This is a genomic window from Flavobacterium defluvii (genome assembly GCF_900129555.1).
Taxonomy (GTDB): domain Bacteria; phylum Bacteroidota; class Bacteroidia; order Flavobacteriales; family Flavobacteriaceae; genus Flavobacterium; species Flavobacterium defluvii.
The window spans coordinates 610418-624809 of record NZ_FQWC01000002.1; the positions used below are offsets into that span (position 1 = coordinate 610418).

The following is a 14392-nucleotide window of genomic DNA, read 5'->3' on the forward strand; positions in this document are numbered from 1 at the left end:
ATTAACCATTCACAATTAACCATTCACAATTAACCATTCACAATTATTTTTCGTTTGCGTTAATAAACTCCGATGGCGACATCGAAAAGCTTTTTTGGAAATTTCTGCTGAAACTCGACTGTGAATTGTAGCCCACTATTTCTGCAATTTCATAGACTTTGTATTTACCCGAAAGAAGTAATTCGGCAGCTTTTTTCAAGCGGGCATTATTGATAAGTTCGTTTGGACTTAGATTCGAAATGTCTTTAATTTTTCGGTATAAAGTCGAACGGCTCATGTGCAGAATATCGGCAAGAGATTCAACACTTAAATTAGTGTCGGCCATATTTTGATCGATAATATCATCCAGTTTTTTAATAAATTCTTCGTCGATCGTATTATGGGCAATTGATTTTAAATGCGACAATGGAGAACTCGCATAATACTCCATAACGTGGCGTCTGTTGGCTAATAAATTATCAATCTGTGCCAATATAAAATCCATCGAAAATGGTTTCGGAATATATGCATCAGCTCCTGATTCCAATCCTTTAATACGAGTTTGAATGGCACTCAAAGCAGTCAATAAAATTACCGGAATATGACTGGTTTCAATATTAGATTTAATGCGGCTGCACAATTCAATTCCATCCATAATCGGCATCGTAATATCACTTATCACAATATGTATCGTTTGATTGTGAATGATCTTTAAAGCTTCTTCGCCGTTAGAAGCTTTAAAGATTTTATATTCTTTACTAAGTTCTTTGCTCATAAAATTGAGCAGTTCCACATTATCTTCAACAATCAGGATTTGCGTTTTTACATTTTTAGCAGTAATCTCATTTTCAAATTCTTCATCATTATCTTTTACAGTATCAGTCGAATCTTTATAAAGATGAAATTCGCTTTGCTGGCGCAGCGGTAATCGCAAAACAAATGTATTCATCAAATCATCTAAAAACTGCAGTTTTAAAGTTCCGTTATGTAATTCAGTTAAAGAGTGGGCGAGCGATAAACCAATTCCGGTTCCGGTTTGAGTTTCAGAACCTAAAATTCTAAAGAAAGGCTCGAAAATTTTACTTTTAAGGCTTTTTGGAATTAAATTTCCATCATTCTTAACGATAAATTCCAGCGAATCTTCATCCCTGAATAATGTAATAATGACTTCACTTTTAGCATATTTAATGGCATTACTAATTAAATTGGTCAGGATTTTGCGAATCGCTTCTTCATCAACAAAAGCGTAGATGTTTTTTTCTCCCAATTCTAATTCCAAATGAATATTTCTTTCTTCAATTAAAGGTGTAAACTGCGAATGTAATTGTTTGACTAATAATGAAATATTGGTTTCTACAAATGTTAGTCCCAAACCTTCCATTTCAGTTTTTCTAAAGTCAAGTAGTTCATTCACTAAATTCAGTAAACGAGAAGTATTCTTCTCCATTATAGATAAATTCGGAATAATTTCAGGAGACTCATACGTTCGTTTTAATAAACTTTCTAAAGGACTTTTAATCAGCGTTAAAGGTGTACGTATTTCATGAGCCACATTAGTAAAAAATTCAATCTTGGCATGATAAATTTCTTTCTCTTTTTCGTTATTAAGATTTGCAATTTTTTGATTATTTTCCTTGATATTCATGTGATGATAACGACGTAAAAGCCAGTAAAGACATCCCGCAATAATTAAAAAATACAAGAAAAAAGCATAACCGCTTGCCCAAAAAGGCGGCAAAATGGTGATTTCTACAACTGCCTCTTTGCTCCAGATTCCGCCGGCGCTTAACGATTTTACCCTAAATTTATAATTACCCGAAGGAAGTTCTGTAAAAAACACCTTATTGTTTTTATTTAAATAAACCCAGTCATCGCTAATACCGTCAAGCTTATACCAATATTGCGTAAGTTCCGGAGCGGTATAACTTAGCGAAGCAAAATCGATATTAAAATTAGACTGGTCGCTTTTTAAAGTAATTTTCCTGATATACGAAACAGATTCATCGAGTGGGGAATCTTTATCATTTACAATTACATCCTGATTATTAATTTGAAGTCCGGTAATAAAAATAGGTGGATTGTATTTGTAAGTGCTGAAATTTTTAGGATTAAAACTAATCATCCCGTTCAGGTTTCCAAAGTACATATCGCCGTTAGAATCTTTAAAAGCCGAACTATAATTAAACTGATCGCTCAGTAAACCGTTTGCTGTCGTAAAAATTTTAACTGCTTTTGTTTTATAATTAAATTTGACTAACCCTTTTGAAGTGGTAATACATAAATTCTGATTATCATCCTGCAAAATGGAATAAATTACATTGCTCGAAAAGCCATCTTTGGTGGTGAATTTTTTGAATTCCTTCTTTTTTAAATCAAATAAATTCAAGCCATTTTCGGTTGCGATCCAAAGGTTGTTTTGCTTGTCCTGAAAAATCGAAGTGATAAAATCATTACTGATACTTTTATCATCTTTAAAATCATGCCTGTAAACTGCTTTTTCCTTCGTTTTAGCGTTATAATAAAACAGTCCGTCGCGATAAGAACCAGCCCATAAATTCCCGTCTTTGTCCTTAAACATACAGGTAAAATGGGTACTTTCTGAAAAATAATCACAGATTTTAAAGCTGTCATTTTTCTCGTCATACAAATAAATTCCTACTGATGTTACTACATACAATTTCTTATCGGGAGTTTCATAAAATGTAACAATAAAATCACTTTTAAAACTGCTCGTTGTATGGTCGTAATGTTTTACAACTCTTCCGGTTGCAGCATCCATAACGTCGAGTCCGTGCTCGAAGGTTCCAATCCAGATTTTATTTCCTCTTGGCAGAACGCCGTGTATATTATAAAACGAGAGCCCCGATTTTGTACCGTCGGGTTTATAATTTATAAATTTCTTAGTCTGTAAATTAAACTTGTTGATTCCGGCATCTTCAGTACCAATCCAAAGATTTCCCTGATCGTCTTTGTGAATTTCTCTAACGGCACTTCCAACAATGGCATTTTCACTTTTTCGCGGAAAATATTTCTTAAACTGATCGTATTGTTTTTGATGATAATTGACACCGCCAAAGTAAGTCCCAATCCAGACACCGTTTTCTTTATCAATCGTAATACAATACGCCGCATTGTCTGAAATGGCATAAGGATCACTCGCACTTTTGCGTAAATTTCTGGTCGTTTTATCTTTTAAATTATAAATATAAACACCAGATTCACTGGTAATCCACAATTCATTTTTGTTTCTTTTAAACTGGCGTACAAAAACCGGTTTTTCGACATCGTTAATAAATGGTGCTGTTTTTCCGGTTGCGACATCATACTTGTAAATACCGTGATCACGTGTTCCAATTAAAATAGAATTAGCATCCAAAGCATAAATTACAGAAATTGAAAAAGTACTGTTGGGCATCTGTACTTTAATCTTGTCAAAACTCTGCGTAGCTTCAGAATAGCGGTATAAATCATCGTAAGAAGATACCCAGATTGTGCCATTTTTATCGCAGGTTATAGAAGTGGCATAAAAGGAATTTCTGCCGTCAAACATTCTGGTTTCTTTGGTATCAACATTATATTTAATTAATGTCCCGATAGAAATAAACCATAAATTATTTTTTAAATCATTGTCGATATCATTAATACGATTATTAATTGCCTCGTTTATAAAAGTAAATTTTTCCAGCTTTTTGTCATACGAATACAACCCTTTATCGGTTCCAACCCAAATATAATTTTTGAATTCATGTAATGACTGAATATAATTTATTCCTAAAGAAGTTTTAGGATCGGCGCCGCTGCGGAAGGTTTTAAAATGATAACCATCAAAACGGTTTAGACCATCTTTTGTACCAAACCACAAAAATCCGTCTGTATCCTGAATAGAAGCCAAAACGGTATTGTTAGACATTCCGTTTTCGACCTTATAATGTTTAAAATAATATTCCTGACTAAAAATTGTAGTTGACAAAAAGAAAAAGTAAGCTAATGTCCCTAGTTTTAAAAAACGCTGCATGTATGTGTCTTTTTTAATTTTTATAAAAATAATTTCTCCTTTTGTGTCATAAGCATTCATTTTGATTTTTATCGCTCATTGGCCTTGCTTTAAAAGGACATTTGAATCATTTGAACACAATTGTGAAACAAAATGAGATAAAAATAAAGTGAGCAATATGCTACTTTGGTCAAAAATTAAAATGATATTTTTTTAATATATTAATTATGGAATTGTTGAAAAATGAGTAAAATATTTTGAAAGGACTCAAAATAAAGCGCGATAGAGCAATTGCAATATTACTTATATTTTTAATAAAACAAATGAAATTCTTAAAAGTTATTTAAAAAAATATCGAATACCCTAACCTAAAAACCAAAAACAAAAACGTCCGGAAATGGATCAAAAAAACACCAAAAGTTATTTATGAAAAGAAAAAAATCCATACTAAAACAAACACTGTTAATAGTGCTGTTGGGGATCGCATCTAATTTTGCATCGGCGCAGCAAACCTTTTCGAATCCTATTCTGGATTATGGGCCAGATCCGTACAGTACTTACCATGATGGTTATTATTACTACACCCATACGATGCAGGACCGGCTGGTACTTTTAAAATCTAAAAATCTGGCAGATTTAAAAAATGCAGAAAAGAAAACTATTTGGGTTGCGCCTAAAAATACCGACTATTCTGCCGAAATATGGGCTCCGGAATTTCATTATATCAAAGGAAAATGGTACGTATATTTTGCTGCAGACAACGGCTCCAACAATACACACAGGATGTATGTTTTAGAAAATGATTCAAAAAATCCGATGGAAGGCGAATGGGTTTTTAAAGGAAAAATTGCCGCAGAAACAGATAAATGGGCGATTGACGGAAATGTTTTTACCTATAAAAAACAATTGTACATGATTTGGTCAGGCTGGGAAGGAGATACCAACGGACAGCAGAATATTTATATTGCCAAAATGAAAAGTCCGACACAAATTGACGGAGACAGAGTGCGAATTTCTAGTCCGTCAAATCCTTGGGAACTGTATGGAGCATTGCATGATGATGTAAATCCTCCGCAGGTAAACGTAAATGAAGGTCCTCAATTTTTATCTCATAAAGACAAAGTTTTTATTGTTTTCTCTGCAAGCGGCTGCTGGACTGATAATTATAGTTTAGGACTTTTGACTTTTACAGGAAAAGATAATTTGCTGGATGCTTCGGCCTGGGTTAAATCAGATAAGCCAATTTTGGAACAATCTAATAAAAATAAAGTGTATGCACCGGGGCATAATTCGTTTTTTAAATCGCCAAACGGCAAAGAAGACTGGATTTTATACCATGCCAATTCTAATCCGGGAGAAGGCTGCGGCGAAAAAAGATCACCAAGAATGCAGCAGATAAAATGGGATAAAAGCGGAAATCCTGTAATAGGAGACCCAATGTCGGAAGAAGCTGTACTGACTATTCCTGCTATGTAAAAGCAATCAATGTAATACAAATGGCACTGTCTTTTAACTTGTTGTATATTGACAAGACGAAAGGCAGTGTATAGTTTATAAAATGAAAACACACAAATTAAGTCAATATTTTTACAAATATACTAAAACGTTTTAGTATATTAGCTTAACCTGATTCATAACAGTTTATAACATTTAACTTTCTAACATGAATTTAAAAACTATCATTTCTTTATTTTTAATTTCACTGGGAATAACCACCAGCGCTCAGGAAATTTCAATATTAAGATCTTCATTAGTAGGAAACAGAATTGCAGAATTTATTCCTAAAGGTTTTGATAAAAACAAAACGCCATCGTTAATACTGGCTTCTGAACCAAAATCCAAAAGCAAACTTCCGTCAGACTGGCCGCTGGTTCCTGAATTTACATTAAAAAATCAAAAAGCAAGCGCGGTTTTAAAGCTGTCGGGAAATATAAGCCTGTATGGCGGAGGTGAAGTTACCGGTCCTTTATTGCGCAACGGGCAATCGATAAAACTATGGAATACAGATACCGGAGCTTATAGTGTTGAAAATGGAAAAAGATTATATCAAACGCATCCGTGGGTTATGGGAGTTCGTGAAGACGGTTCAGCTTTCGGAATTATCTTTGACAGTACCTGGAAAGCGGAATTAATCACAAACTCAAACCAGATTATTTATAATTCTGAAGGCGCATTATTCAGAGTTTATATCATTGATAGAAAATCGCCTCAGGAAGTAATAAAAGGACTTTCGGAATTAACAGGAACGATCAAATTACCGCCTCGTTGGGCGTTAGGATATCACCAATGCAGGTTTTCTTATGACAGCGAAAAACGTGTTATGGAAATCGCAGATAAATTTAGAGAAAAGAAAATTCCCTGCGACGTAATCTGGATGGATATTGATTACATGCGGGGTTACAGAGTTTTTACTTTTGATAGTATTCGATTTCGTAATCCTAAAATCTTAAATGATAATTTGCATAAAAAAGGTTTTCGTGCTGTTTACATGATCGATCCGGGAGTAAAAGTAGATAAAGATTATGCGGTTTACAATTCGGGAACACAAAATGATGTTTGGGTGAAACAAAATAACGGAGAAGAATATCACGGTAAAGTATGGCCGGGAGATTGTGCCTTTCCTGATTTTACAAGTCCGAAAACAAGAAATTGGTGGGGCGGACTTTATAAGGATTTTTTAAATACAGGTATTGACGGCGTTTGGAATGATATGAACGAGCCTGCTGTAAACGATAATGATTTTCCGGAAGATAAACGTTTAGGAACAATGCCTTATGATACACCGCATAAAGGCGGAGGGAATTTGCCGCAAGGATCTCACTTACTGTATCACAACGCTTACGGCCGATTAATGGTGGAAGCATCTTATAACGGAATTTTGAAAACAAATCCTGATAAACGTCCATTTCTTCTTACACGCTCTAATTTACTTGGAGGACAGCGTTATGCAGCAACCTGGACAGGAGATAATTATGCGGGCTGGGATCATTTAAAATTATCTGTTCCGATGTCGCTGACATTAGGGCTATCCGGACAGCCGTTTAACGGTCCGGATATAGGAGGCTTTCTAGGAAATACAGATGGAGATTTGTGGGCAAACTGGCTTGGTTTCGGTGCGTTTATGCCTTTTGCACGCGGGCATGCCTGCGCAGGAACAAATGATAAAGAACCTTGGGCTTATGGTGCAGAAATAGAGAAAACTTCAAGAATAGCTCTCGAAAGACGCTATCGTTTATTACCGTATTTATACACGCTTTTTTATGAATCTTCTAATACTGGAATGCCGGTTATGGCTCCCGTATTTTTTGCTGATGCCAAAGATTCACAACTTAGAGCAGAAGAACAGGCTTTTTTATTAGGAGAAAATCTTTTGGTAGTTCCGGCATTTGCCAAAAATCCAATACTTCCTTCGGGCATTTGGGAAGAACTAAGTCTGGTTGACGGAGATAAACAGGATAAATATCAGGCAAAACTGAGCATAAAAGGCGGAAGCATTATTCCAGCCGGAAAAATTATCCAGAATGCAGGTGAGAATTCGTTCGACCCGTTAAGTTTATTGGTATGTCTTGATAAAGATGGAAAAGCAAAAGGAAATTTGTATCTGGATGAAGGAGATGGTTTTGGATTCGAAAAACAAGATTATGCTTTACTAATTTTTACAGCCGTTAAAAAAGATAATACGGTTGTAGTTAAACTTTCAGATCAAATAGGTAAAAGAAATAGCAGCCAGGATATAAAAGAAATAGTTGTAAATTTAATATTTGAGGGAAAAACGTATACAGGAACCGGTACTCTTAAAGATGGAATCAAGATTGCTTTAAAGTAATTACTAAAAAAAGCAAATTATCAAACTTAAATGATTTTGTATGAAACAAGTTTTATATTTTCTTCTTTTTATTTTGTGTTCAAAAACAATTGCACAAGAAAAAGTTTCGAATAATACAAAAAACAACAATCCCATATTTAAAGGCTGGTATGCAGATCCTGAAGGAATTGTTTTTGATAAAACATATTGGGTTTATCCCACTTTTTCTGCCCGTTATGAAGATCAGGTTTTTCTGGACGCATTTTCCTCTAAAGACTTAACACACTGGACAAAATATTCGAGGATTATAGATACTTCGGCTGTAAAATGGGCAAAAAAAGCAATGTGGGCACCATCTATCATTAAAAATAAAAATAAATATTTTTTGTTTTTTGGTGCAAATGATATTCAGAGCGACAATGAACTTGGCGGAATTGGTGTTGCCGTTGCCTCAAAACCAGAAGGTCCATATAGAGATTATTTGGGAAAACCCCTGGTTGATAAATTTTATAATGGTGCACAGCCGATAGATCAGTTTGTATTTAGAGATAAAGACGGACAGCATTATTTAATTTACGGTGGGTGGAGGCATTGTAATATTGCTAAACTAAAACCTGATTTTACTGGTTTTATTCCTTTTGAAGATAAAACGGTTTTTAAAGAAATTACACCCGAGAACTATGTTGAAGGCCCGTTTATGTTTATCAGAAATAACAAATACTACTTTATGTGGTCTGAAGGCGGCTGGACAGGTCCTGATTATTGTGTTGCCTACGCCATCGCAGATTCGCCAATGGGACCTTTTAAAAGAATTGGAAAAATCTTAGAGCAGGATTTTAAAATTGCCAACGGCGCCGGACATAATTCAATTATTAAAAAGCCCGATTCTGATCAGTATTTTATTGTTTATCACCGAAGACCACTTACAGAAACTGATGGAAATTCGAGGGAAACCTGTATAGAAGAAATGTATTTTGATGAAAATGGTTTTATTAAACCCGTTGTTATAACCAAAGAAGGCGTACAAGCCAATGTGATTAAATAATACAACATATAGTCGTAGAACGTAAATAACGCAGCCATGCGTTATTTTTTTTACTATAAGTTTTGATTATGAATTTTGTTTGCTGGTACTATTACATATTCATAATTAAGAAATTATCATTTTTGACCCTAATTCTCAACTTATAATTCACAATATATACCTCATCATTCGTAATTTAAAACTTCTAACTTCTCAAAAACTTAATTTTCAGTGTTTTCAAGGCCTGATGAATCATTTGAACACAATTTTGACACGAAATGGGATTAATAAAACGTTACCAATATCCTAATTTGGTCAAAAATTAAAATGAAATTTTTAAGATATAAATTGAGATATCAATAAAAAATGATATGATATTTTATCATCTATTAAAAAAGACCAAGAATTTATCTAGTGTTTTTATTTATAGTATAAATCTTATTTTTTGTATTTCACCCAAAAACTTAAGAATCCATTTTGATTGATAAAACTAACTTTTAACCAACCAAAAATTAACCAAATGGAAATTAAAACGACTTGGAAAATGTTATCCAATCTTTTAAACCTTTTTACCTCGTGTAAATTAAAGTTTAGCAGTACCGGATTTACATTTTTATTGTTCCTATCGCTCTTTGCGGCAAACATTTATGCACAGAATGGCAATTTGCAGAATTCCGTAAAAATAACAGGAACAGTAGTAGATTCAAAAGGATTGTCATTACCCAGTGCAACTGTATTGGAGAAGGGCACAAAAAATGCCGTAACCACAGACTTCGATGGTACTTTTACTATTACGGTTTCATCTTCGCAGGCAACGCTTGTATTTAAGTTTATTGGAATGAAAGAAATCGAGAGGCCTTTAAACAACGATAAAAAAATAACAGTAACTATGGTAGAAGAAAGTAATGATCTTCAGGCCGTTGTTGTTGTCGGTTTTGGGACTCAGAAAAAGGCTTCGGTTGTAGGAGCAATTGGTACTATCAAACCTTCGTTATTGCAAGTAGGAACAGCACGTACATTAGGAAACAATCTGGCAGGTCAAATTACGGGTATAATGGCCGTACAACGTTCTGGTGAACCGGGATACGATCAGTCGGATATAAAGATTCGAGGAATTTCTACTTTTAAAGGAGGAACAAATCCGCTGGTATTAGTAGATGGAATCGAAAGAAACTTAAACGATCTTGATCCTTCAGAAATTGAATCATTCTCTGTATTAAAAGATGCCGCTGCCAGTGCTGTATATGGTGTAAGAGGAGCAAATGGCGTTATTTTAATTAATACCAAAAGAGGATTTGTCGGTGCTCCTACAATTCAGGTTAGAACAGAATATTCTATTCAGGAACCTACAAAACTGCCTGAATTTATTAAAGCAGCACCTTATATGACCCTGCTAAATGAATTGGCTGTCGAGCAGGGCAGACCTAAGTTATTTTCGGACGACCGTATTTCAAAAACCGCTAGTCAATATGATCCGGATTTATATCCTGATGTAAACTGGGTAGATGCCATAACAAAGGATTATGCTTTTACTTCAAGATCTAATTTGAATGTTGCCGGTGGATCTGAAATTTTAAGATATGCATTGACAGCTTCTTATTATAGTGAAAACGGAATACTTGCCGCAGATCCTAAACAGACATACGATTCTGAAACCAGATTAAACAGGGCAAATGTTCGTACGAATGTTGATGTTAATTTATCTAAAACAACTTTATTAAGAGTAAATATTGGAGGTTTTTTACAAAATCTTCAAAAAGGAAACAGCAGCACCGATGTATTATTTAATACTGCCTTTGAAACCACTCCGTTTGTGCATCCGGCTATTTATTCTGATGGGACTATTCCACGTGTATTTGCAAGAGAAAACCCGTGGGCTATGAGTACACAGCAGGGATATTATCGTCAGGGCGGCAGTAAAATAGAAAGTTTAGTATCGTTAGAACAAGATTTTAAAGATATTATTACGCCGGGTTTAAAAGCAAAATTTACCTATTCGTTTGATTCTTATTCTGAGAATAGAATTACACGCGGAAAATCGCCGGATTATTATAATGTAGCTACTCAAAGAGATTTAGACGGAAGTTTAATTCACGGTACAGTTCAGGCCTACGGGCAAGAATATTTAGGATACGACAGATCTGCAGAGTTTGGTAACAGACGTGTTTATCTGGAAGCCAATACAACGTACAACCGTTCATTTGGAAAACATGACTTAAGCGGACTGTTATTATATAATCAGGATAGTTATAATGACGGAACGGCACCACAGGCATTTAAACATCAGGGATTAGCGGGAAGAGCTTCGTATACTTTTGATCGAAAATATATTGGAGAATTTAATTTTGGATATAACGGATCAGAAAATTTTGCCAAAGGAAACCGATACGGATTTTTTCCTTCTGTAGCAGCAGGATGGATAGCATCCGAAGAAAAATTTATGGAACCTGTTAAAGATATTTTCAACAAAATCAAGCTGCGTGGTTCATACGGCTTAGTAGGAAATGATAATATAGGGGCTAATAGAAGGTTCGCTTATCTAACAACCATCAGCGATAATAATAATTCTGATTATTGGTTTGGAACAGGGCAGGGAGTAAAATTTGAAGGTATTGAAGAAGGACAGATTGGAGTAACCGATTTGACATGGGAAAAAGTAGCAAAAGCCGATATTGGTATCGAACTTGGAATACTTAACATGATGGATTTGACTGTAGATGTATTTCAGGAGAAAAGAAAAGACATTTTTGTAGAAAGAAACACAGTTCCAACACAAGCTGGATTTATTAATGCACCTTGGGCCAATTTTGGGAAAATGGAAAACAAAGGTATCGAGGTCGGATTCAATTTTAATAAACAAATTACTCCCGATTTCTTTATGAGCTGGCGTGCCAATTTCACTTTTGTTGAAAACAAAGTAACCGAAAGAGATGAAGCCGAAGCAGTTAAAGGAACTTACCGTTCCGGAACAGGTATTCAAAACAACACTTTATGGGGTTATGTAGCCAAGGGACTTTATACAGAAGAAGATTTTTCTTCGCCTGGAGTACTCGCTCCGGGATTGCCAGTACCAACATTTGGAACATCGTTAAGACCAGGAGATATTAAATACGAAGACCGAAATGGCGATGGAATCATTAGTGGTTTAGACGAGGGCTTTATAGGCGGTACAACAGATCCGCAGATTGTATACGGTTTTGGTAACAATTTAAAATACAAACAATTTGATTTTAGTTTTTTCTTTCAGGGAATAGCCAAATCAGAAAGAATTATTGGCGGAGCCAATTTTATACCGGGAAGCGGTACCGGAACTTTAGGAAATATCTATTCAAATTATAATGACCGCTGGACCGAAGAAAACCCAAGTCAGGATGTGTTTTGGCCAAGATTAAGTTATGGTCCTAATGCCAACAATTCTGTAGCTTCTACATGGTGGAAAAAAGACATGAGTTTTGGCCGTTTAAAAACGATGGAAGTAGGATACACACTAGATAAAAAACTAACACAAAAATTTTATCTGCAAGGATTAAGAGTTTACATCAGCGGTAATAATTTATGGTACATCTCTAATTTTAAACTATGGGATCCGGAATTAGATACAGGAAATGGTTTGAAATATCCATCGACAAAATCAATTCTTTTTGGATTATCAGTAGCATTATAATTTTTAAAAACTATTAAAATGAAAAATATATACATTAGAGCAATATTCCTTTTTTTAGGGCTATTATTATCTTCATCTTGTTCTGATTATTTAGATAAAGAGAGTGATACCGAACTTACTTTGGACGGTGTTTTTGAAAGTAAAACCAAAACAGAAAACTGGCTGGCTTCCTGCTATTCCAGAATTCCAGACCCTACATGGGGATATGCGCGCAGCCTGGGATGGGAAATTTTAGGAGACGATATGACACCGTCAGAAAGATGGCGTCAGTATGACTGGCAGGTAATACCATTTATTTTAGGCGACTGGTCTGTAGGTTCACAATGGACTCCGGGTTATTGGAATAACCTGCCTCAAAGAATTAGAGAGTGTAATTTGCTTATACAAAATATTAAGCCGCTGCCGGAACAAAATTTGAATGAAGAAGAAGTTCGCTTAATGATTGCAGAATGTCGTTTTTTAAAAGCCTATTATTATTCATTACTTATAAATACATACGGACCTATTCCTTTTAGTCCCGACCAGATTACACCTGTAAATTATAATTTATCAGACCTGCAGGTAGGTCAGACCCCTTATGATGATATTGTAACCTGGATTAATAAAGAACTCAAAGAAGTAGAACTTATTTTGCCAGCTTCTTATTCAGACGGAAGAAAATTTGGCCGTGCTACTTCTATAATGTGTAAGGCTGTTAGAGCCAGAATGCTTTTATTTGCCGCAAGTCCGCTTGTAAATGGAAATTCAGATTATGCGAACCATGTTACAAAAGAAGGGACACCATTATTCAACAATACTTACGATGCCAACAAATGGAAAATTGCAGCAGATGCCAGTAAAGATTTAATTTTAAGTGCAGAAGCAGCAGGGCATAAACTGTATACAGAAATGAACACAGCAGGAAAAATTGATCCGTTTTTATCCTGCCAAAATTTGCATCTTATTGAAGCCAGTAAAGGTAACACAGAAGTTCTTTTTGCCAGAGTAAATGTTGATTCTAAAGAGTATGACAGACACACTGCACCAGGTGGAGCCGGAGGAGCCGGAGGTTATGGAGTAACACAATCGTTGGTCGATGCTTTCTTTACAGCAAATGGTTTACCAATAACTGATCCTAATTCCGGATATGTTGAAACAGGTTTCTCTTCTCAGGATGGATACTGGCCAAATGGAGTAACAAAATTTAATGAGGTAAAAAGCCCGGGCCTTGTAACGCTTGCAGGCACTTATAATATGTATTGCAATCGTGAACCAAGATTTTATCTGGCAGTTAATTTTAATGGAGCATGGTATACAGATGGTGACAATGCAGGTAAGGACAGAGGAAGAAAATTAGAATTTTTTAACGGTGCAAAAGATAACAACAATACCCACGATGCCCCGCAAAATGGATATTTAGCAAGAAAAAGAACCGACCCAACAAGAAATCCTACTATTGGTTATTTTGCCCCGCGTCACGGAATTTTATATCGATTAGGTGAAGCATATTTAAATTATGCAGAAGCACTTAATGAGTCTGATCCCGGAAATCCGGAAATCTTATTTTACCTTAATAAAATTAGAACAAGAGCCGGAGTAAGAACCTACACAACAGGCGCAACCGACGTTGACAATATACATGTTAATGACGATCAGGAAAGTATTAGAAAAATTATTAGAATGGAGCGCAGAGTAGAGCTTTGTACAGAAGGAATCCGTTACGATGATTTAAGAAGATGGAAACTGGCAGAAACAGTTTTGAACGGTCCATTTTACGGAATGAATTTCAACGGTAAAAACGCTGATGAATTCTATAAAAGAACGGCTTATCAAACAAGAGTATACAGAAAATCTTTTTATTGGTTCCCGATATATTTAGCAGAAATCGAAAAGAATCCTAATTTAATCCAGGCACCTTTCTGGGACAAATAACTAAAAATCAGAGCA

General features: G+C 35.2%; 6 protein-coding genes. 5 read left to right on the forward strand and 1 reads right to left on the reverse strand.

What is annotated here, in order from left to right:
• Positions 1-43: 43 nt before the first annotated feature.
• The gene (locus BUC29_RS06880; RefSeq protein WP_244160784.1) at positions 44-4054 is read right to left on the reverse strand and encodes a hybrid sensor histidine kinase/response regulator transcription factor; all 4011 of its coding nucleotides are present in this window, start codon (positions 4052-4054) and stop codon (positions 44-46) included.
• 345 nt (positions 4055-4399) lie between these two features.
• Between BUC29_RS06880 and BUC29_RS06885 the strand changes: the two genes are divergently transcribed.
• From BUC29_RS06885 to BUC29_RS06905, 5 genes are all read left to right on the forward strand, one after another.
• Complete coding sequence (locus BUC29_RS06885) at positions 4400-5449, forward strand: glycoside hydrolase family 43 protein (RefSeq protein WP_073414656.1); 1050 nt, start codon at positions 4400-4402, stop codon at positions 5447-5449.
• Between the two features lie 187 nt (positions 5450-5636).
• Positions 5637-7799, forward strand: a complete 2163-nt coding sequence (locus tag BUC29_RS06890) for a TIM-barrel domain-containing protein (RefSeq protein ID WP_073414658.1) — start codon at positions 5637-5639, stop codon at positions 7797-7799.
• 40 nt (positions 7800-7839) lie between these two features.
• Complete coding sequence (locus BUC29_RS06895) at positions 7840-8823, forward strand: glycoside hydrolase family 43 protein (RefSeq protein ID WP_073414660.1); 984 nt, start codon at positions 7840-7842, stop codon at positions 8821-8823.
• Between the two features lie 499 nt (positions 8824-9322).
• Positions 9323-12466 (forward strand): SusC/RagA family TonB-linked outer membrane protein, encoded by a 3144-nt coding sequence (locus tag BUC29_RS06900; protein ID WP_244160786.1) that lies wholly within the window; start codon positions 9323-9325, stop codon positions 12464-12466.
• An 18-nt stretch (positions 12467-12484) separates the two neighbouring features.
• Positions 12485-14377, forward strand: coding sequence for a RagB/SusD family nutrient uptake outer membrane protein (locus BUC29_RS06905; protein WP_073414662.1), 1893 nt, complete (start codon positions 12485-12487; stop codon positions 14375-14377).
• Positions 14378-14392 lie beyond the last annotated feature (15 nt).

Bases quoted from the DNA above. Each gene is read 5' to 3' on its own strand.
- BUC29_RS06900 (WP_244160786.1), top strand. From the start codon at position 9,323: ATGGAAATTAAAACGACTTGGAAAATGTTATCCAATCTTTTAAACCTT.
- BUC29_RS06905 (WP_073414662.1), top strand. From the start codon at position 12,485: ATGAAAAATATATACATTAGAGCAATATTCCTTTTTTTAGGGCTATTA.
- BUC29_RS06880 (WP_244160784.1), bottom strand. From the start codon at position 4,054: ATGAATGCTTATGACACAAAAGGAGAAATTATTTTTATAAAAATTAAA.
- BUC29_RS06885 (WP_073414656.1), top strand. From the start codon at position 4,400: ATGAAAAGAAAAAAATCCATACTAAAACAAACACTGTTAATAGTGCTG.
- BUC29_RS06895 (WP_073414660.1), top strand. From the start codon at position 7,840: ATGAAACAAGTTTTATATTTTCTTCTTTTTATTTTGTGTTCAAAAACA.
- BUC29_RS06890 (WP_073414658.1), top strand. From the start codon at position 5,637: ATGAATTTAAAAACTATCATTTCTTTATTTTTAATTTCACTGGGAATA.